16 protein-coding genes and 1 pseudogene are annotated in these 19,460 nt (G+C 71.1%); 6 read left to right on the forward strand and 11 right to left on the reverse strand.

Annotated elements, in window-relative coordinates; all coding sequences use genetic code 11:
* Nucleotides 1-80: 80 nt before the first annotated feature.
* The gene (locus tag LPA41_RS10610) at nt 81-1,106 is read left to right on the forward strand and encodes a GGDEF domain-containing protein (protein ID WP_229069927.1); all 1,026 of its coding nucleotides are present in this window, start codon (nt 81-83) and stop codon (nt 1,104-1,106) included.
* On the opposite strand, the gene LPA41_RS10615 is transcribed toward LPA41_RS10610, so the two are convergent.
* Together LPA41_RS10615 and LPA41_RS10620 are read right to left on the reverse strand one after the other, a co-directional pair.
* Entirely contained in the window at nt 1,107-2,201 is a 1,095-nt protein-coding gene (locus LPA41_RS10615; protein ID WP_229069928.1) for a CaiB/BaiF CoA-transferase family protein, read from the reverse strand.
* Nucleotides 2,191-3,357: an acyl-CoA dehydrogenase family protein gene (locus LPA41_RS10620; protein ID WP_229069929.1), complete on the reverse strand. Its 1,167-nt coding sequence runs from the start codon at nt 3,355-3,357 to the stop codon at nt 2,191-2,193. Before LPA41_RS10620 ends, LPA41_RS10615 begins: the two co-directional genes overlap by 11 nt.
* 235 nt (nt 3,358-3,592) lie before the next feature.
* Between LPA41_RS10620 and LPA41_RS10625 the strand changes: the two genes are divergently transcribed.
* Nucleotides 3,593-4,171, forward strand: a complete 579-nt coding sequence (locus tag LPA41_RS10625; protein ID WP_229069930.1) for a TetR/AcrR family transcriptional regulator — start codon at nt 3,593-3,595, stop codon at nt 4,169-4,171.
* Between the two features lie 91 nt (nt 4,172-4,262).
* On the opposite strand, the gene LPA41_RS10630 is transcribed toward LPA41_RS10625, so the two are convergent.
* Nucleotides 4,263-6,068 (reverse strand): sulfatase, encoded by a 1,806-nt coding sequence (locus LPA41_RS10630; protein ID WP_229069931.1) that lies wholly within the window; start codon nt 6,066-6,068, stop codon nt 4,263-4,265.
* Nucleotides 6,069-6,293: 225 nt separating this feature from the next.
* Between LPA41_RS10630 and LPA41_RS43235 the strand changes: the two are divergent.
* A pseudogene (locus LPA41_RS43235) lies at nt 6,294-6,431 on the forward strand (winged helix-turn-helix transcriptional regulator); the annotation flags it as partial.
* Nucleotides 6,432-6,515: 84 nt separating this feature from the next.
* Nucleotides 6,516-7,439 carry a LysR family transcriptional regulator gene (locus tag LPA41_RS10635; protein WP_229069932.1) on the forward strand — a complete coding sequence of 308 codons (924 nt, stop codon included), beginning with the start codon at nt 6,516-6,518 and terminating at the stop codon, nt 7,437-7,439.
* Between the two features lie 235 nt (nt 7,440-7,674).
* Here the strand turns inward: LPA41_RS10635 and LPA41_RS10640 are convergent, their stop codons facing one another.
* Nucleotides 7,675-8,769: a hypothetical protein gene (locus LPA41_RS10640; RefSeq protein ID WP_229069933.1), complete on the reverse strand. Its 1,095-nt coding sequence runs from the start codon at nt 8,767-8,769 to the stop codon at nt 7,675-7,677.
* Nucleotides 8,770-8,847: 78 nt separating this feature from the next.
* Nucleotides 8,848-9,315, reverse strand: a complete 468-nt coding sequence (locus tag LPA41_RS10645) for a hypothetical protein (RefSeq protein ID WP_229069934.1) — start codon at nt 9,313-9,315, stop codon at nt 8,848-8,850.
* 44 nt (nt 9,316-9,359) lie between these two features.
* On the opposite strand from LPA41_RS10645, the gene LPA41_RS10650 reads away from it, so the two are divergent.
* Nucleotides 9,360-9,560, forward strand: a complete 201-nt coding sequence (locus tag LPA41_RS10650) for a hypothetical protein (protein ID WP_229069935.1) — start codon at nt 9,360-9,362, stop codon at nt 9,558-9,560.
* A gap of 288 nt (nt 9,561-9,848) precedes the next feature.
* On the opposite strand, the gene LPA41_RS10655 is transcribed toward LPA41_RS10650, so the two are convergent.
* From LPA41_RS10655 to LPA41_RS10675, 5 genes are all read right to left on the reverse strand, one after another.
* Nucleotides 9,849-10,649, reverse strand: coding sequence for an SAM-dependent methyltransferase (locus LPA41_RS10655; protein ID WP_229069936.1), 801 nt, complete (start codon nt 10,647-10,649; stop codon nt 9,849-9,851).
* A 188-nt stretch (nt 10,650-10,837) separates the two neighbouring features.
* Nucleotides 10,838-12,511 (reverse strand): glycoside hydrolase family 13 protein, encoded by a 1,674-nt coding sequence (locus tag LPA41_RS10660; protein WP_229069937.1) that lies wholly within the window; start codon nt 12,509-12,511, stop codon nt 10,838-10,840.
* Nucleotides 12,512-12,593: 82 nt separating this feature from the next.
* Complete coding sequence (locus tag LPA41_RS10665; RefSeq protein WP_229069938.1) at nt 12,594-13,619, reverse strand: LacI family DNA-binding transcriptional regulator; 1,026 nt, start codon at nt 13,617-13,619, stop codon at nt 12,594-12,596.
* Between the two features lie 24 nt (nt 13,620-13,643).
* Nucleotides 13,644-14,882 carry a sulfite oxidase gene (locus tag LPA41_RS10670; RefSeq protein ID WP_229069939.1) on the reverse strand — a complete coding sequence of 413 codons (1,239 nt, stop codon included), beginning with the start codon at nt 14,880-14,882 and terminating at the stop codon, nt 13,644-13,646.
* Nucleotides 14,883-14,990: 108 nt separating this feature from the next.
* A complete protein-coding gene (locus LPA41_RS10675) occupies nt 14,991-17,045 on the reverse strand; it encodes an MMPL family transporter (RefSeq protein ID WP_229069940.1) in 2,055 nt (684 codons plus the stop codon).
* A 74-nt stretch (nt 17,046-17,119) separates the two neighbouring features.
* Here LPA41_RS10675 and LPA41_RS10680 point away from each other — a divergent pair, with 74 nt between their 5' ends.
* The gene (locus LPA41_RS10680; protein ID WP_229069941.1) at nt 17,120-17,605 is read left to right on the forward strand and encodes a MarR family winged helix-turn-helix transcriptional regulator; all 486 of its coding nucleotides are present in this window, start codon (nt 17,120-17,122) and stop codon (nt 17,603-17,605) included.
* 10 nt (nt 17,606-17,615) lie between these two features.
* Here the strand turns inward: LPA41_RS10680 and LPA41_RS10685 are convergent, their stop codons facing one another.
* The gene (locus tag LPA41_RS10685) at nt 17,616-19,361 is read right to left on the reverse strand and encodes an ABC transporter ATP-binding protein (RefSeq protein WP_229070177.1); all 1,746 of its coding nucleotides are present in this window, start codon (nt 19,359-19,361) and stop codon (nt 17,616-17,618) included.
* Nucleotides 19,362-19,460: the final 99 nt, after the last annotated feature.

Consider the following 19,460-nt stretch of genomic DNA (forward strand, 5'->3'; position numbering starts at 1 on the left):
GTACGCACGAGCGAGGCCGGTCGCCCCTTGGGCGGCCGGCCTTTTCTCATGTCCCCGGGAGCGGGGCCGATGGGGGAGACATGCGTACGGTGATCGACGACTCGTTGCTGTCGCGCCGTCGCACGATCGAGACCGCCGCCCTGGTGGCCCGCACCGTTGGATTGATCTACACGCTCGCCTACACCCTCGGCTCCGGTGGCTGGGCGGGCCCGCCGCTGAGCGCCGGCATGCTGGCCGCCTGCTGGCTCGGGATCGGCGCGATGTCGGCCGCCGACGTGTTCGCCTGGGCCGCGCGCCGCCGGCCGCGGTCGCACCGGTACCCGATGTTCAGCGCGCTGCAGGTCGCCCTCGACACGCTGACCATCGTCATGTTCGTGGTGCTCACCACGCGGGAGAGCCCGCAGACCACCTGGCCGCTGCTCAGCCTCGCCATCTGTGTCGCCGCTGTCCGGCACCGGCTCGCCGGGGCGCTGACGGTTTTCGCGCTGTCGTCGGCCGCGTTCCTGCTGCTGGTCCCGGAGTCGCCCGACCACGCCTTCGTGATCGGTGTGAACCTGATGATCGCGGTGATCACCGGCACCCAGTCGTCGGCCTTCGCCCGCCAGCTCACCACCCTGCAGAGGATCCGGGCGGCGCTGCACCACCAGGCCAACCACGACCCGCTCACCGGGTTGCCGAACCGGGGCCGGCTGGCCGACCACGCGGACCGGCACACCGGGCAGCCCTTCGCCGTGCTGCTGCTCGACCTGAACGGCTTCAAACAGGTAAACGACACGCACGGGCATGCCGCCGGTGACCTGCTCCTGCGGGAGATCGGCGGCCGGCTGAGCGGCGTGCTGCGCGACGGGGATCTGGCCGGCCGGCTCGGTGGCGACGAGTTTCTGGTACTGCTGCCGGATGCCGGTGACGCCGAGGCCGCCGGCGTCGCCGACCGGATCCGCCAGGTGGTGCGTCGTCCGGTCAGGCTCGGCGACGGCCGCGAGGTGACGGTCGGGGTGAGCGTCGGACAGGCCCTGCGTGCGGCCGGCTCCGACGTCTCCCTCGAGGCGCTCACCGCCGAGGCGGACGCCGCGATGTACCGCGACAAGCGCAAGCTCGCCGCCTGATCATTTCCAGCCGGCCAGGACCTCGGTCACGGTGGTGGCCTCGGCGGCGGCGGGCGTGCTTGCGGGGGTACGCCCGAAGCGGGGTGCCGGAGCCGGTTGGCGCAGCCCGTTCACCTCGACGAAGGTGCCGCGGGCACGGTTGTGCGGGTGGTCCGGCGCCTCGGCGGGGGAGAGCACCGGGCTGACACAGGCGTCGAGGCCGGCGAAGACCGCGGCCCATGCGTCCCGGGTCCGGGTCGCGAACCGTTCCGTGAAGATCCGGCGCAGTTCCGGCCAGCCGGACCGGTCGAGCTGGTCCGGCAGGGTGCCGGCGTCCAGGTCGAGGCCCCGCAGCAGCGCCGCGTAGAACTGCGGTTCCAGGGCGCCGACCGCGAGGTGACCGCCGTCCGACGCGCGGTACGTGTCGTAGAACGGCGCACCACCGTCGAGCAGGTTCTCGCCGCGCCCGCCGGGCCACATCCCGGCCGCCATCATGCCGTGCAGGAACGTGGTGAGCAGCGCCGACCCGTCGACCATCGCGGCGTCGACGACCTGGCCGAGGCCGGAGCGTTCCCGTTCCAGCAGGGCGGCGAGCACCCCGACGGCCAGCAGCATGCCGCCACCGGCGAAGTCGGCGAGCAGGTTGATCGGCGCGTGTGGCGGCCGGCCGGGGCGGCCCAGCGGTTCGAGGGCCCCGGCGACGGCCAGGTAGTCGATGTCGTGGCCGGCGGCGGCGGCGAGCGGACCGTCCTGGCCCCAGCCGGTCATCCGCCCGTACACCAGCCTGGGGTTGATCTCCGCGCACCGGGCCGGGCCGAAGCCGAGGCGCTCGGCCACCCCGGGGCGGAAGCCCTCCACCAGCACGTCGGCCTGGGCCGCGAGGCGCAGCAGGTCGCCGAGCCCGGCCTCGGACTTGAGGTCGAGGCGCACCACCCGGCGGTTGCGTTGCAGCGGACCGGCGGGCGGAACGAGCGGTCCGGACCCGCCGGGTCGTTCGACGAGCACCACCTCGGCGCCGAGGTCGGCCAGCATCATGCAGCCGAACGGGCCCGGTGCCAGGCCGGCCAGTTCGACCACCCGGGTGCCGTGCAGCGGGCCGCAGCGCTCAGAGGACACGCGCGATCAGCTCCTTCATGATCTCGTTCGTGCCGCCGTAGATCTTCTGGACCCGGGCGTCCGCATACATCCGGGCGATCGGGTACTCGGTGGTGTAGCCGTAGCCCCCGAAGATCTGCAGGCAGCGGTCGACGACCTCGCACTGGCCCTCGGTGAGGTAGAGCTTCGCCATCGCCGCGGTCGCCACGTCCAGCTCACCACGGGTGTGCCGCTGGATGCAGTCGTCCAGGAAAGCCCGGGACGCCCGGGTCCGGGTGGCGCAGTCGGCGAGGACCATCCGGGTGTTCTGGTGCCCGATCAGGGGTTTGCCGAACGCGTGGCGCTCCTTGGCGTACGCCGTGGCCAGCTCGACCGCCCGCTGCATCGCGGCGACCGCACCCACCCCGATGACCAGGCGTTCCTGCGGCAGTTGCTGCATGAGCTGGATGAAGCCGAGGTTCTCCGCGCCGCCGAGCAGGTCGGCCGCCGGCACCCGCATCTCGTCGAAGAACAGCTCCGCCGTGTCGTTGGCGTGCAGGCCGATCTTCTCCAGGTTGCGCCCGCGCCGGAAGCCCGGCGGGTCGTCGCGCAGGTCGCAGAGCAGCAGGGAGATGCCGCGTGCCTTGGCGGACTGATCGGTCTTCACGGCGAGGACCAGCAGGTCCGCCAAGTACCCGTTGGTGATGAAGGTCTTCGAGCCGCTGACCAGGTAGTCCTCGCCGTCGCGGACCGCACGGGTCCGTATCGCCTGGACGTCGGAACCGCCGTCCGGCTCGGTCATCGCGATCGCGCCGATCAGCTCGCCGCTGACCAGGCCGGGCAGCCAGCGTGCCTTCTGCTCGTCGGTGCCGTAGTGGCTGACATAGCCGGTGACGATGCCGCTGTGCACGGCGAGGCCGAGGCTGCCCTCGCCGGCCAGCATCTGTTCGTGCAGCAGCACGGCTTCGTGGGTGAAGTCGCCGCCGCCGCCACCGAACTTCTCCGGCACCGAGAGACCGAGCAGGCCGAGCTCGCCGGCGCGCCGGTAGTGCTCGCGATCGGGGTGGCCCTGCTTCTCCAGGCGGCCGGCGTGCGGCAGCACCTCCTTGGTGAAGAAGGCACGGGCCAGTTCGGCGAGGTCCTCGTGTTCCGGCTTGCGCCACGGCTCGGTGTAGCCGTCCAATCCAGGCGTCGACATCGATCCAGCGTCGATCGTTGTTGGCGATGTGTCAATAAGCCGGATATGAATTCGCGCGATTCATCTGCTCGCGCGATGACCGCAGGATGGATCATGGGCCGCCTATCTGGCCGTGCGATCGGCGCATGGACGGCGCGCCGATCGCGGCGGGCGATGAATCGACGTGGCGTCCGGCAACCCGGTGGCGGTGACGTAGGGTCACGGCGTGCATGTCGAGGCGACCCGCCGGCGGCGGATGGAACCGGACAGCCGGCGCGAGCAGATCCTGGCCGTGGCGGTGCGGCTGTTCGGCCGCCGTCCGTACTCGGAGGTGTCGACCACCGATGTGGCCCGTGCGGCAGGCGTGGCGCGTGGGCTGGTGAACCACTACTTCGGGACGAAAAAGGACCTGTACCTCGAAGTGGTACGGGTGATGCTGACCGTGCCCAGAGTGGCGCTGGAGAGCCTTCCGCAGGGCGAAACCCTCGACCGCCGGATCGACTCGATCGTCAGCTGGTTCCTCGACGTCGTCTCGCGGCACAGCACGTCCTGGCTCGCGGCCATCAACGCCGGCGGGATGGCCGGTGATGCGGAAGTGGATGCCGTGATCGCTGAGGCCATCGATGTGGCAGCGGACGATGTGCTGCAAGCGCTGGGACTTGACGACGGCGCTGGTGCTGCCTTGCGGGGCATGGCGAGGTCGTATGTGGGGCTGGCGGTGTTCACGGGACGGGAGTGGCTGGAGCGGGGCGTGTTGAGCCGGGAGCAGGTGCACGCGCTGCTGGCGACCACCCTGGCGACCCTGGTGGAACGGGTGTTCCCGCAGGCGGCGTGACGGACCGCGCGGTCCGGACCGATCGGTCCGTCCGGGCGGGGGGCGGTGTGTGGCACCGGCGGTGACCGGGGGGCCGGTGCCACACACCGGGTCAGTGGGCGGAGCCGTACGCGGTGAGGAACCTGTCCCGGAAGGCGTTCATCGGCCAGACCGGGGCGTCGGTGGCCGGCTTGAGGCCGTCGGTCCAGCCCCAGCCGTCGATGCGGTCGAGCACCTTCGGGTCCTTGGCGACGATGGTGATCGGCACGTCGTGGCTCGCGTTCTCGCCGGAGACCACCTTGGCCGGCTGGTGGTCGCCGAGGAAGACCAGGACCAGGTTGTCGTCGCCGTACTCGCGCACCCAGTCGAGCAGCGTGGTCAGGGTGTACTCGATGGACTTGCCGTACGCGGCGCGGACCTTGCCGGTGCTGCCCCAGATGTCGGCCTTCTTCGGCGCGTCGGCGACGACCCCGTGGTAGACCGAGCCGTCACCGATCTCGTCCCAGTCCATGAAGGCCGGCAGCGGGGTCCACGGGGTGTGGCTGGAGACCAGCGGCATCTCCACCATCAGCGGCGCGCGGCCGGACTTGCCGTACTCGCGCTCGGTGAACTGCTTCAGCGTGTACTGGTCGGGCATCGGCGCCCAGCTGAACTTCGGGCCCTGGTACCCCAGGTTGCGGCTGTCCCAGACCCGGTTGTAGCCGTAGAACTTGCCCTCCGGCCAGGCCCGGGTGGCGCCCGGCATCACGCTGACGGTGTCCCACTGGGCGCGCTTGAACGCGCTGGTCAGGGTGAGCCGGTCACTGGCGGTCAGGTTGCGGTACCGGCTCTGGTTGTTGATCCAGAGCCCGGACAGCAGGGTGGAGTGCGCCAGCCAGCTGTTGCCGCCGAACGTGGGTGAGGTCAGCCAGCCGCTGCGGGCGGCGAACCCGGCGGTGGCCAGCCCGGCGGCGCCCCGGTCGAGGACGGCCTCGGTGCCGGCGGCGAACTCGGGGGACTCGACCGCGTTGCGTCCGTAGCTCTCGACGAACGTGAAGACGACGTCCTTGCCGGCCAGTCCGGTGAGCAACTGGTCGCCGGGGACGGTCTTGAACGGGTCGTTCTTGATCTCCTTGGCGAAGGTGGCGCTGTTGGCGATGCCCGCCCCGGCCTGCCGGGCGCGGTCCCAGGCGTAGGTGACGGTGGATCGGGCGGCGACCGGCGCCTTCGGGACTACCTGCACACCGGTGAGGAAGACGACGGTCCAGACCGCCGTGATACCCCCGGCGGTGTACGCGGAGACGCGCCGGTGCCGGCCGACGAGGGCGGTCACCCGCAGCACCGCCCAGACGGTGAGCGCGAGCACGGCGACGGCCCCGAGCAGGCCGCCGACGATCGCCGCGTACGCCGAGGCCTGGCCGTAGGAGTCGCGGATGAAGCCGTACGTGTCGTCGAACAGGATCCAGTCGAGGACCGGGTCGAAGGGCCGGTTCAGGATCTCGAACCAGCCCATGTCCAAGCTCTTCTCAATGATCAGCCAGCCGAGGACAGCGCCGCCGGCCGCCGCCACGATCTTGCGCGGCCGGGCCGGCAGCAGGATCAGGACGGCGATGCCGACGGCCGCCTCGATCGGGATGCGGGCGAACCCGCCGAGGCTGAGCCGCTTGACGACGTTCGGGTAGACCAGCGCGGCGAAGACGACGACGCAGGCCAGCACGGTCAGGCCGGTCTGGAACCGGGGGTGCGACAGGATCCGGCGTACCCGTCCCGGCTCCTTCGGCGGCGCCGCCGCGGGGGTGTCCGCGGCCGGGGTGTCGCCGGCCGTGGCGTCCGGGGCCGGGGCGTCCGGGGCCGGCTCGGCGTCGTCGTCGGTCTTCGGGTCGGCGAGATCTGTCGGCTGCACGCCATGGGGAACGGACGGCTGACCGGGATGGTTCACCCCGGCACCCGATCGGATCATTCATCGGCACACCGCAGGCGGGTCGCCGCGCAGCTCCACGAGTACGTCCGGACGGACGCCCGCGACGGCTTCATCCTCGTCCCGCATCTGACCGGCCGGGCTGGACGACTTCGTGGACCGGGCGGTCCGGCTGCTGCCGGAACGCGGCGTCCCGCCGGACCGAGTATTCCGGCTCCCACCAAGAGGTCTGTGGAGAGGTAGGGGATGCGGAGCGGCCTCGGAGAAGCCGAACTCATCAGCCGCACGGTCTACCCCGCGGTCGCACTCCACGACGAATACGAGCTGACCGAAACCGGTCGTAGCCTCACCGTGCCGCTGCGGGCCCTGCGCCGATGGGCCGAAGACCACTGCACGACGTTTCCCCCGCATGATGGACCTGTCGCGATCAGCCCGGCAGCCGGCCCCGGCGGAGGCCACCATCGACGCGTGGAGTTACGCCAGCTGAGCTACGTCGAAGCGGTGGCCCGTTACGGCGGATTCACCCGGGCCGCCGAACGCCTGCACGTCGCCCAGTCGGCGGTGTCCGCGCAGATCCGGGCGCTGGAGACCGAGCTGGGGCTGGCGTTGTTCGCGCGCACCACCCGGCGGGTCGCGCTGACCCCGGCCGGCGAACTGTTCGTGGCGCGGGCGCGGCGCGTCCTCGCCGAGATCGACGGCGCCCGCACCGAGATCCACGAGATCACCGCCGTGGTCAGCGGGCGGGTCAGCATCGGTGCCACGGCGGGGCTCGGACCGTACGACCTCCCACAGGCCCTGGCCCGCTTCCGCGACCGATTCCCGGGCATCGCGCTGCGCCTGCGCAGCGGCGCCGTGACAGGCTTGCTCGGCGCCCTCGACGAAGGCGAACTCGACCTCGTGATCGGCCCGGTGTACGCCGACCTGCCACCCCGGTTCGACGCCCTGCCGCTGACCGACGAACACCTGCTGCTGGCCCTGCCCATCGGTCACGCCCTCGCCCGCTCCGGCCGGCTCACCCTGGGCGAGGCACGCGACGAACCGTTCGTGAGCCTGCCACCCGGCAGCGGCCTGCGCTGGATCCTGGAGGACGCCGCCCGATCCGCCGGATTCACCCCCCGCGTCGAGTTCGAGTCGACCACCTCGACCGGGATCCGCGACCTCATCGCCGCCGGCCTCGGCGTCGGCCTGCTGTCAAAATCAGTCACCGACCTCGCCGGCGGCCCCGCCATCGCGGTCCGCAACCTGCACCCGGCACCGGTGCACCCGCCGATCGGCGTCATGCACTCGCGCGAGCGCCCCCTCAGCGCCGCCGCCCAGTCCTGCCGGCACCATCTGGTCGAGGTGGCTGGGCGCGGTCCGGAGGCGGCGCCCCCTACGGAGGAGCCGCTGTAGTTTCGCTCTCCGGGGATGTTCCTGTCGTCTTGCCGAGCGGCCCGGGGCGAGCTTTCCTGCCGCTTCATGGCTGCCGCGGTCGCCGGGGTCTGCTGCGTTGTGTCCGTGCGGCGGTGTTGATCTGCTAGCGATGCGAAATTGCGGTTTCGACCCCATGATCACAGCGACTTCGTAGCGCCAGCAGATCAACTTCGTCGGCCCGCGCTGCTCGTGACCGGTCAGACCGCTCGACCTGTCAGGCCTTCTTGACGACGACCTTCTTGCCGGCGGCCTTGACGGTCCAGCCGACCGACTTCTTCGTCCACGGGTTCGTCGCGGACACCCGCACACCGCCGGCGACGTTCGCGACCTTGACCCGCACCTGGGCGTACCGGTTCGTGACGGCCACGTCCTTGCGGACCACCTTGCGCAGGGTCGCGACCTTCACGGTGCGCTTCTTGGCGGCCTTGCGGACCTCGGTGGCGGCCCCGTTCGCGGCGTTCCGCACGGCGGTCGCCATGTCGAGGTACGCGACACCGGTCGCCAGCGTCCCCTCGGCGACCGTCGTGGAACCGGCCGGCAGGGTGACCGACTGCGGCCCGTACGCGAACGTCATGTCGATGCCGGCCGTGTTCCCGTCCCCGTAGTCGACGTCGGCGCGCGCCCCGGTCAGCACCCCGCTCGCCGCGACGTGCAGGGTGACGTCCAGGTCCTCGTCGGCGGTGACCGCGAGGTCCGCACTGCCGTCGGCGTGGGAGACCCTGGTGCCGCCGCCGGCGTACCCGGTCGCCATCGCGGCCGGGTCCAGTCCCTCGGCGGAGAGGTGGCCGGTCAGGTTCAGCTTCGGATCGGCGACGAAGACGTGCGTCACGGCCGAGCGGCCCATCATGTCGAGCGCCTGATGCTGCCGGGACGAGTCCACCCCGATCCAGCGGCCCTTGCGGTCGGCGGCGAACGTGCCGGTGGACGTGAACCCGTTGGCCGCGAGCACGTCGGAGTAGCGGCCGCCGACCAGGTCGGCGACGGACGTCTCGGTCGCGGTCATCCCGGCCGGGTTGCCGGCCACCGTGTAGCGGTACTCCGACACCGTCTTCCAGCCCTGCGCGCCGGCCGTCGCGGACGCCTTCTCCACCGCCCGCAGAGCGACGGTCAGCTGTGCCGCGGTCAGCTCGGTGGTGACGTCGGTGGGTGCGGCGGGGTCAGCGGGCTCGATGACGGTGGGGTCGGTGGCTGCGGTGGTGCCGGTGGCTGCGGTGGTGTCGGTGGCGTACGCGGTGCCGGGGGCCACGAGCAGACCGGCGGCGACGGACGCGGCGGCGAGCAGGACGGCGGGCCGGGTGAGAACGGACATGCGGCAACCTTCGGGTACGCGGGGTCAGGTGCCGTATGCATCGGGTACAGCGGGGACCGGATGAGGTTTCGGCAGTGCTCAGTAACCGCCTCCGCCGCCGCCCCCTCCACCGTCGAAGCCGCCGCCACCGAAGCTCCCGCCGCCCCCGCTGTCGTAGCCGCTGCCGCTTCCGCTTCCGCCGCCGTCCGACCCGTGGCTGCCGCTTCGGCCGTCGGACCCGTGGCTGCCGCTTCTGTCGTCCCGCCCGTGGCTGCTGCCGCTTCTGTCGTCCCGCCCGTGGCTGCCGCTGTCCGATCCGTGGCTGCCGCTGCTGACGCCGAAGAACGCCATCCACCGCGCCCACCGGTCGTCGGGGGCGACGCCCCGGCGGGCCGCGACCGGGCCGCGTGGTGCGCCGCGCCGGACGTCCCGGCCGGCGTTGCGGGCGGCGGCGAGGCGTTCCGCCCGGGTCTGCGGGAGTCGCCGGCGCCGCCGGGCCCGGAGCATGAGGGTGACCAGGACTGTTGCGAGGGCCGCGGCCACGGCGGCCCATAGAAGCCACTGCATGTCATCGACGGTAGAAACCCCGCGCCAGGGGTATACGCACGATCATGAGCGACGTCAACCCTGAATCTTTCGCCGAGTTCGCCACCCAGGACGGCCCGGGATCCGCCGACGCCGAGGAGGAGCGGGCCTTCAACGAGCAGCCGCCCCCGGAGCAGGAGGCGCACGGCGGCAGCATGGCACCGGGCCTGGTGGACGACACCGGTGCGCGCACCGCCGAGGACTTCCCCGGCGAGCGGGATCTCTGACCGGTACCGGGCTCTGCGTCTCGCGGGCCGGTGCTCACCGACGGAGGCCGTCACCGTCCCGGGCCTGGGCGGTGACGGCCTCCGAGCCTGTCCTACGCCTCGCGGAGTACGGAACGACGGCCTGCGGGGTAAGACCTTAAGCTTGCGGCTACGGCCTGCGGAGTACGGCCTGAGGCTTGCGGAATACGGCCTGAGGCTTTTGCGGCTACGCCCTGCGGAATACGGCCTGAGGCTTGCGGCTACGGCCTGCGGAGTGCGACCTGCAGCTTGCGGGCTACGGCCTTCGGATCACGGCTTGCGGCCGACCGCGCCGTACTCGTCGACCGGGCGCTTCTCGTCGCCGGTCGCGCCCTCGGCCGGTCGCCAGTCGGCGCACGGGACGAGCCCGGGTTCCAGGACTTCCAGGCCCTCCAGGAAGCGGCGCAGGTCGTCCGGGTGGCGCAGGTTGTAGCTGAGCGGCGCGTTCGCGTTCCAGACACCGATGGCCTCCTCGAACGCCGGCCCGTCGATCACGTTGGTGCCGTCGGCGGTGACCAGGTAGCTGCCGGGGGCGAGCCCGCCGAGCAGGGTCCGGACGATCGAGACGGCCTCGTCGAGGTCCGGGACGTGTCCGAGAATGTTCATCAGGATCAGGCCGACCGGCTGGTCCAGGTCGAGGGTGCCGCGGGCAGCCTCGAGGATCGTGTGCGGCTCGTGCAGGTTGGCGTCGACATATTCCGTACGCCCCTGCGGGGTGCCGGTGAGCAGCGCCCGGGCGTGCACCAGCACGAGCGGGTCGTTGTCGACGTAGACCACCTTCGCGTCGGCGGCCGCGGCCTGCGCCACCTGGTGGGTGTTCTCCGCGGTCGGCATGCCGGTGCCGATGTCGAGGAACTGCCGGATGCCGGCGTCCACGGTCAGGTGGGTGACGGCCCGCTTGAGGAACGCCCGGGACTGGCGCGCGACCACGGCGATGTCCGGGTAGAGGTTCGCGAAGTCGTCGCCGACCTGGCGGTCCACCTGATAGTTGTCCTTACCGCCGAGCCAGTAGTTCCAGACCCGGGCGGAGTGCGGGACAGAAGTGTCGAGCTTGGCGTCACTGTCGGTCATCGGGGGCTCCTGACGTTTGGTGACGCAGAGCATACGCGGGTCCGATGAGGACGGTGGGGTCCCGGTTGGGGGAGTACACGTGGACAGGCCCCGGAAGTGGGCGGGCGTGACGCGGATCCGTCCGCGACACGCCCGCATCCCACGCCCGCCCACCCTTACCGTCCAAGGGTGGCCGGGGCCGGGACGACCTAGACGGACCACCAGGCGGTGGTGTCCGGCGGCAGCACCACGTCAACCGGTGTGCCCTCCAGGGAACCGCTGCTCAGCAGCAGTTCACCGGGCCGGCCGACGGCGACGGGCCGGTCGCTCATGTTCACCGTGCAGCGGAACACCGGCTGTCCCTCGACCGCGCGCTCGAAGACGAGCACGCCGTCCGGCGCCGGCACCCAGCGCAGGTTGTCGGTCGGCGCCAGCGCCGGGTTGCCGCGGCGCACGGCCAGCGCGGTGCGGTAGAGCTCCAGCGTCGAGTCCGGTACGCCGGTCTGCGCGGCTACGCTCAGTTGCGCCCACGAGGCCGGCTGCGGCAGCCAGCTGTCACCGCCGTCGGGTCCGAAACCGTACGGGGCGGTGTCGCCGCTCCACGGGATCGGCACCCGGCAGCCGTCGCGGTAGCCGTCCTGCCCGGTGGCCCGGTGGAACGCCGGGTCCTGGCGCACCTCCGGCGGCAGGTCGACGACCTCGGGCAGCCCGAGCTCCTCGCCCTGGTAGAGGTAGGCCGAGCCGGGCAGCGCGAGCATCAGCGCGGAGGCCGCGCGGGCCCGGCGCAGGCCGGCGACCGGGTCGACCGCGGTGGGCCGGCGGCCGGCCACCTCGCCCTCGCCGGTCTGGAGCAGCCGGTTGGTGTGCCGGACCACGTCGTGGTTCGACAGCGTCCAGGTGGTGGGCGCGCCGACCTGCCGCATCGCGGCGAGCGACTCGTCGATCATGCGGCGCTGCGCGGCCGCGTCCCACGCGGTGCCGAGGTAGCTGAAGTTGAACGCCTGGTGCAGTTCGTCGGCGCGGACGTAGTCGGCGACCCGGGCCAGGTTCGGCGCCCAGGCCTCGGCGACCGCGATCCGCTCACCGGGGTACTCGTCGAGGATCTTGCGCCACTCGCGGTAGATCTCGTGCACGCCGTCGCGGTCGAAGCAGGGGCTCTCGCCCACGCCGAGCAGGTGCCATTCGGCGTGCTCACCCACGTCGGGCAGGCCGTCCTCCTTGACCAGCCCGTGCGCCACGTCCACCCGGAAGCCGTCGACGCCCAGGTCCAGCCAGAACCGCAGGATCGTCTTGAACTCGTCGCGGACCGCCGGGTGCTCCCAGTTGAAGTCCGGCTGCTCGGCGGCGAACAGGTGCAGGTACCACTCGCCGTCCTCGACCCGGGTCCAGGCCGGCCCGCCGAAGATCGAGGGCCAGTCGTTCGGCGGGAGTTCGCCGTTCTCGCCTTTGCCGGGCCGGAAGTGGTAGCGGTCGCGGAACGGCGAGCCGGGGCCCTCGGCCAGCGCCCGCTTGAACCAGTCGTGCTGGTCGGAGGAGTGGTTGGGGACCAGGTCGACGATCACCCGCAGGCCGTGCTCGTGCGCGCCGGCGATCAGCTTCTCGGCGTCGGTGACGGTGCCGAAGATCGGGTCGACGGTGCGGTAGTCGGAGACGTCGTAACCGGCGTCGGCCTGCGGGGAGGCGTAGAACGGGGAGAGCCACACCGCGTCGACGCCCAGGTCCCGCAGGTAGGGCAGCCGGGTCAGGATGCCGGGCAGGTCGCCGATGCCGTCGCCGTTGGAGTCGGCGAAGCTGCGCGGGTAGATCTGGTAGATGACCGCGTTGCGCCACCAGGATGCCGGTGACGCCTCCACGGTGGGCGGTGCGGTCAGTTGGTCAGTCATGGCGAGGAACGCTAGCAGGTTACTAACACGTGTTACAGAGCCAACCGGTTGCTTTCTTTCAGCAACTTCTTGCAGTGCCGGGTTATGCCGGTTTCGCGGTGGATTCCCGGATGATCAACGAGGTGCCGAGCATCTGGTGCGGATGCTGGTCCTCACCCCTGATCGCCGAGATCAGGAAGTCGGCCGCCATCCGGCCCTTGGTCACGATCGGCTGCCGGACGGTGGTGAGCCGGGGACGGAACCAGGCAGACTCGGCAAGGTCGTCGAACCCAGTCACGGAGACCTCATCGGGGACATTCACCGCAAGTTCTTGCAGAGCGTCCACGGCCCCGTAGGCGAGCACGTCGGACAGCGCGACGATGGCCGTCGGCGGGTCCTGCGACGCCATCAGCTCCCGGGTCGCCCGGTAGCCTTCCTCGCGCGAAACGGGCGCTTCGGCCACCCGTACATCGGAAAGCTCCAGACCGAATTCGCCCAGCGCGTCCCCGATCCCGGCCATCCGCCGCGCCAGCGGCCCGCGATAGCCGCCCGCACCGGTCGCCGGGCCCAGGGTGAGCACCGCGATCCGCCGGTGACCGAGCTCCAGCAGGTAGCGGACCACCTCCCGGGCGCCACCCCGGTCGTCCACCTCGACGCTCGGCGCGCCCTCGTGCGGATCCGAGTCGATCAGCACGAACGGGATGCCGCGCCGGTCCAGTTCAGCCACCTCGCCGCGGTCCACCTCGAGGCCGCACACGATGAAGCCGTCGACGGCCGCGTACGGGATCGCCTTGAGCACCGAGTCCTGCAGCGGCGGCGTCAGCAGCAGCGTGTAACCCTCCTGATCGCACACCTGCCCGGCGCCCATCAGGAACCGTGAGTAGTACGGGTTGTCGAGCACCTGGGCCAGCCGCTGCGGCAGCAGCACCCCGATCGAGTTCGTGGTGCCGGCCTGCAGCATCCGGCCCAGTGTGCTCGGCGTGTAACCCAGTTCCTCGGCGGCGCTCAGGATCCGTTCCCGGGTCGCCGCCGAGATCCGCTGCGGGTTGTTGAACGCGAAGGACACCGCGGACCGTGACACCCCGGCGGCCGCTGCCACATCACTGGACGTGGGCTTTCTCGACCGCATGCGCGCACGTTACCGCAGGGGGCGTCACGCTGCGCTGACCGGCACACGCACCACCGCGTCGAAGAGGTAGCCCAGCGTGTTGTGGGCCGTCACGTCCGGCTGCGTGTTGCCGTGCACATCGGTCGCCCGCGCCAGCAGTTCGTGCGCCCCCGCGGCCGGCGTCCAGTCCAGCTCCCAGCGCTGCCAGACGCCGCCCGGGGTGGCGCCGTGGAAGCGGGCCCGCCGCCACGTGGTGCCGCCGTCGGTGCTGACGTCGACGCGGCGGATCGGGCCGGCCGCCGACCACGACCGTCCGCTCAGTGTGGTCCGGGTGCCCGCGGCGAACGTCGCCCCGGCCTCCAGTTCGAACGCGCTCTTGACCACCTGACGGTCGAACGGCTGACCCTCGGCCGGGTGACCGGGCCCGAAGAGCCGGTAGAACTGGGTGTTCCAGGGCGAGAACAGCGGTTCGGCGGAGACCTCGATCCGGCCCACCCACTTGATCGACGCGATGCCGATCCAGCCGGGGACGATCACGCGTACCGGATGTCCGTGGTCGGCGGGCAGCTCCGAGCCGTTCATCTCGTAGGCCAGGATCACGTCGTCGAGGGCTTTCGCGAGCGGGAACGGCCGGCGTACCGGACCGAGGTCCACGCCGCCGCTGACGAAGTTCGCGTCCAGGCCGATCGGCTGCACGTCGACGGCGTGCCGGCTCAGGCCCGCGTGGCGCAGCACGGTGGACAGGCGTACCCCACGCCAGCGCGCGACGCCGACCGCGCCGAGGGTCCACGCCGTACCGGAGACGGCCTGGCCCTGCTGCGTGGTGAAGTAGCCGCGCCCGTTGCCGGCGCACTCGACGGCGGCCGGGACCGTCACGGCCGGGAACCGCCGCAACCGGCCGAGGTCGTACCGGGCCGGCCCGCCGCGCAGGCCCGACCCGGACACCTCGAGGCTCCACGAAGCGCCGTCGATGATCGGCGTGGACGTGTGGTTGCGCACGAAGAACCTGTCGACCGGCACGTAGTAACCCTGGTCCTTCAGGGCCGACCAGCGGGTTTCCGCGTTGGTGCCGAGCGTTCGGAACAGCTCCGGCGGCAGCGGCTTGACGATGGGGCCGGCGGCGGCCGCCGGGGTGGTGCCCGGCGCGGCGGCGGCCGGGCCCGGGATCGCCGCTGCCGCACCGGCCGCGGTGGTCAGCAACAGCAGGTCACGCCGGGTGAAGCCACGTGCCCGTCCGGCCAGGAAGTCCTGCAGGCGGCGTTCGTCGTATCCACGCTCGTTCATGCCCACGCATCCTATTGGGTAGATAGGAGAAGTGGGTAGGGTCGATGCGCTCCGGAAAGCGGCACGGCCCGGACGCGGGGACGCGTCCGGGCCGTACACAGAGGTCGGTCAGGTGTCTGCCCGCTCGGTGAGCTTGCTGCGGTTCACCGCGTCCCAGCCGGCCCGCTCGGACCGGCCGTCACCGTCGTCCGCCGGCGGCTGCTTGTCCTGCGGCCGGCCCGGCCACCAGAACCTGTCGCCGGTCAGCGTGGCCAGCGCCGGCACCAGCACGGTCCGCACGAGCAGGGTGTCCAGCAGGACGCCGATGCCGACGATGACGCCGATCTGGGTGAGCGTCACCACCGGGAGCACGCCGAGCACCGCGAACACCGCCGCGAGCAGGATGCCCGCACTGGTGATCACCGCGCCGGTCACCGCGAGGGCGTGCACCATGCCGTCCCGGGTGCCGCGGGCCGGTGTCTCCTCCTTGGCCCGGGTGACCAGGAAGATGTTGTAGTCGACACCGAGCGCCACCAGGAACAGGAACGCGAACAGGGGCACCGAGTTGTCCAGCGCCGGGTAGTCGAACACGTTGCGGAACAGCCACGACCCGGCGCCGAGCGAGGCCAGGAAGCTGAGCACCACGGTGCCCATCAGCAGCACCGGGGCCACCAGCGCCCGCAGCAGGGCGACGAGCACCAGGAAGACCAGGCCCAGGATCACCGGTACGATCACCACCAGGTCCCGGCGGGCCGCGTCGCGGGTGTCCAGTGCGGTCGCCACGGTCCCGCCGACGAGGGCGTCACCGTCAAGTCCCTCACGCAGGTCCCGGATCGTCGCGAAGGCCTCGGCCGTGTCCGGCGCGGCCTCCAGCACGGCGCTGATGCTGACCAGGGTGCCGGTCTCCTCGGCGACCCGGGCCTGCACGACGCCGGGGGTGGCCGACACGGTCTGCAGCACCTGCTCGGCCTTGGCCGGCTCGGTGAGCACGGTCGCCGGTCCGGCGGCGCCGGCCGGGAAGTACTTGCTGAGCGTCTCCAGGCCGGCGACCGACTCGGCCTCGACCCGGAACTGTTCGGTCTGGGACAGGCCGACCTTGGTGCCGATCGCGCCGAGCGAGAGCAGGCCGAGCACGACGATCGAGAAGGCGGTCACCGTGACCGGGCGGCGGACGACCATTCGACCGACCTTGCCCCAGAAGCCGCGCTCACTCTCCGCGCCGGCCTGGCCGACCCGCGGGATGAACGGCCAGAACAGGCCACGGCCGCAGATCACCAGCGCGGCCGGGAGTACGACCAGGGCGAACACGGCGGCGATCGCGATGCCGACGGCCGCCGTCACGCCGAGGGCGGCGTTGCTCTTGAGACTGGCCAGCAGCAGGGTGAGCAGCGCCAGGAACACGGTGCCGGAGCTGGCCAGGATCGCCGGCCCGGCACCCCGCAACGCCTTGCGCATGGCTTCGAGGCGGTCCTCGTACCGGTGCAGCTCCTCCCGGTACCGCGAGATCAGCAGCAGCGCGTAGTTCGTCCCCGCGCCGAACACCAGGACCGTGACGATGCCCGTCGTGGAGCCGTTGATGGCCAGGTCGGTGTGCTGTGAGAAGAGCGAGATGGCCTTCGCCGCGATCTGGTCGGCGAGCCCGACCACGAACAGTGGCACGATCCACAGGATCGGGCTGCGGTAGGTGACAAGCAGCAGGATCGTCACCACGACCACCGTCACGATCAGCAGCCGGGTGTTCGCGCCGCTGAAGCTGTCCGACAGGTCGGCGCTGAAGCCGGCACCGCCGGTGACCTGCGCGGTCACGCCCGGCGGCAGGCCGTCCTTCGCTTTGTCACGCAGCTCCTGCACCTTGGCGATGGTCTCGTCCGCGTTGCCGGTCGCGGCCAGCGGCACCGTGATGATCGCGGCCTTGCGGTCCTCGGACGGGATCGGCCGGCCCAGGTCGCTCACCGATGCGAGGTCGGCGTCGGTGAGTGCCTCCCCATCCTTGGCGATGACGATGAGCGCCGGGTTGGTCCGGCCGGACGGCAACGTCTTCTGCAGCTGCGCGACCTCGGTCGACTCGGCGGAGGACGGCAGCGACGAGGTGGGGTCGTTGTCCGTGGTCGTCGAGCCGGCGAAGGCCAGGACGGCGCCGCCGAAGACGAGGGCCAGCAACAGCGTCGCCCATGCCCTTCTCATGAAACCTCCAAGACTGAGAATCTTTACGATCGAGATTGTTCACGATTGAGCGCCGATCTGCAAGACTTACCCCCGTGGAGGGAACAGAGGCCGCCGAACGCCAGCGGTTGCGCAGGGCGCTTGTCGACCTGTTGAACGCATACAGCAGCGAGGCACAACACATCGGGCACGCGTTCGCCAACCGGAACAATCTGCACGCCACCGACATGCACGCGCTGCTGGCGGTGATGCAGGCCGAGCGGGACGGGGCACCGCTGACACCGGGCCGGCTGGGGGAGGCGATCGGGCTGACGTCCGGCGCGACCACGGCGCTCATTGACCGCCTGGAGCGCGGCGGGCATCTGCGCCGATCGCGCGAGAGCAACGACCGGCGGGTGGTGCACCTGCGGTACGGCGACGCCGGCATGCAGCTCGCCATGGCGTTCTTCACGCCGTTGCGACCGCACACCGACCGGGTGATGGAGAAGTTCAGCGTCGAGGAGCTTCAGGCGGTCGAGAAGTTCCTGGACGGGATGACCGCGGCCCTGGTGGAGTACCGGGACGAGCTGCGGGCCCGCTGACGTCCGTGCGTCAGCGGGTGAGGGCGGCGTAGCGGCCGCCCTCGTTGACCAGGGAGTCGTGCGTGCCGGACTCCAGGATCCGCCCGTGGTCGATCACGGCGATCTGGTCGGCGTTGCGCACGGTGGACAACCGGTGCGCGATGGTGACCGTGGTGCGGCCCACGCTGAGCGCGTCGAAGGCTCGCTGGACGGCGCGTTCGGTCTCGTTGTCGAGCGCGCTCGTCGCCTCGTCCAGCACCAGGATGCGCGGGTTGCGCAGCAGGGTCCGGGCGATCGCGATGCGCTGTTTCTCGCCGCCGGAGAAACGGTGTCCCCGGGAACCGACCATGGTGTCGTACCCGTCCGGCAACGCGGCGATCAGATCGTGGATCTGCGCCGCCCGTGCCGCCGCGACGATTTCCTCGTCGGTCGCGTCCGGTTTGGCGTACCGCAGATTCTCCCGGATCGTCGTGTGCAGCAGATAGGTCTCCTGGCTGACGACGCCGACGATTTCCGCGAGCCGGGTCAACGAGATCTCCCGGATGTCGACACCGTCGATCGTCACCCGACCCGACGTCGGATCGTGCAGGCGGGCGATGAGCGAGGCAATGGTGCTCTTGCCCGATCCGGTCTCGCCGACGAGAGCCAGCGAGGAACCGGCGGGAACGTCCAGGCTCACCCCGGCCAGGGCGGCGGCCTCGCTGTCCCCGTACACAAAAGTCACGTCCTCGAAGCGCAGGTGGCCGCGCACTTCCCCCAGTCGCACCGGGTTCGCCGGTTCCCGCACCTCGATCGGCAGATCGAGGTATTCGAAAATGCGCTGGAACAGCGCGAGCGAGGCGGTGAGAGTGACGCCGACATCGAGCAGGCTCATCAGCGGGCGGAACAGCCCGGCCTGCAGACCGGTGAAGGCGACAAGCGTGCCGATGCTCATCGCGCCGGCGTTGAACGGCAGCCCCGCCGCCAGATAGATGGCGGCCGGAATGGCCGCGAAAATGATGTTCATGGTGGCCATCCGCCAGCGTCCGGCCAGTTCGGAGCGAAGTTCCAGGTCGATGAGCCGGCGTGACGAGGCGGTGAAACGATCGATCTGGGCGTCACCGGCGCCCATCGTCTTGCTCAGCTGAATGCCGCTGATCGAGAGGCCTTCGTCGATGATGACGTTGAGTTCGGCCAATTCGCGTTGCCGCTGAGCGGTGATGGCCTGCCGCATCCGCGCGACGCGCCTGGTCCAGTAGATCGCCGGCGGCAGGGCCACCAGCGAGACCAGGGTCAGCTGCCAGGAAAGGGCGGCCATCGCGGCGAGAGTGGCGACGACGGTGGTGGCGTTCGAGGCGACCGAGCCGGCGGTGGAGGTGACCACCTGCTGCATTCCGCCGATGTCATTGGTGATGCGGGACTGCACCTCGCCGGTGCGGGTGCGGGTGAAGAAACCGACCGACTGGCGCTGCAGATGGGCGAACACATCAGTGCGCAGCCGGTGCATGACCTGTTGCCCGACACGCGTCGAGATCCAGGTCTGCACGACGCCGAGGGCCGACGTGATAGCGGCGACCGCGACCATTCCGGCGACCAGCCAGACGAGCAGTTTCAGATTGTTGTCCGGCAGGGCGACGTCGATGACCTCGCGCAGCAGGAACGGCGACACCATCGCGAGTCCCGACGAGATCACGATGACGGCGACAACGACGGCCAGTTGCCGCCGGTGCCTGATGAACAATGCGCCGATGCGGCGCAGGGAAACGGCGCGGGCCTGCGCCTTCTCCGCGGGGGTCACGGTCCGTGCCGCGCCCCGGCCTGGGCGTTCTGCCAAATTTTCGACCTTCTTCGGTACGGGGGGATGCGCGCCCATCCGGCTCTCGTGGTTCCGGCGGGA

It is taken from the genome of Actinoplanes sp. DH11, from assembly GCF_020873875.1.
GTDB lineage: Bacteria > Actinomycetota > Actinomycetes > Mycobacteriales > Micromonosporaceae > Actinoplanes.

Excerpts from the sequence above, each read along its gene's own strand:
- LPA41_RS10645 (WP_229069934.1), bottom strand. The coding sequence starts at position 9,315 with ATGCAGTGGCTTCTATGGGCCGCCGTGGCCGCGGCCCTCGCAACAGTC.
- LPA41_RS10675 (WP_229069940.1), bottom strand. The coding sequence starts at position 17,045 with ATGAGAAGGGCATGGGCGACGCTGTTGCTGGCCCTCGTCTTCGGCGGC.
- LPA41_RS10610 (WP_229069927.1), top strand. The coding sequence starts at position 81 with ATGCGTACGGTGATCGACGACTCGTTGCTGTCGCGCCGTCGCACGATC.
- LPA41_RS10625 (WP_229069930.1), top strand. The coding sequence starts at position 3,593 with ATGGAACCGGACAGCCGGCGCGAGCAGATCCTGGCCGTGGCGGTGCGG.
- LPA41_RS10655 (WP_229069936.1), bottom strand. The coding sequence starts at position 10,649 with ATGACCGACAGTGACGCCAAGCTCGACACTTCTGTCCCGCACTCCGCC.
- LPA41_RS10650 (WP_229069935.1), top strand. The coding sequence starts at position 9,360 with ATGAGCGACGTCAACCCTGAATCTTTCGCCGAGTTCGCCACCCAGGAC.
- LPA41_RS10660 (WP_229069937.1), bottom strand. The coding sequence starts at position 12,511 with ATGACTGACCAACTGACCGCACCGCCCACCGTGGAGGCGTCACCGGCA.
- LPA41_RS10665 (WP_229069938.1), bottom strand. The coding sequence starts at position 13,619 with ATGCGGTCGAGAAAGCCCACGTCCAGTGATGTGGCAGCGGCCGCCGGG.
- LPA41_RS10620 (WP_229069929.1), bottom strand. The coding sequence starts at position 3,357 with ATGTCGACGCCTGGATTGGACGGCTACACCGAGCCGTGGCGCAAGCCG.
- LPA41_RS10670 (WP_229069939.1), bottom strand. The coding sequence starts at position 14,882 with ATGAACGAGCGTGGATACGACGAACGCCGCCTGCAGGACTTCCTGGCC.
- LPA41_RS10640 (WP_229069933.1), bottom strand. The coding sequence starts at position 8,769 with ATGTCCGTTCTCACCCGGCCCGCCGTCCTGCTCGCCGCCGCGTCCGTC.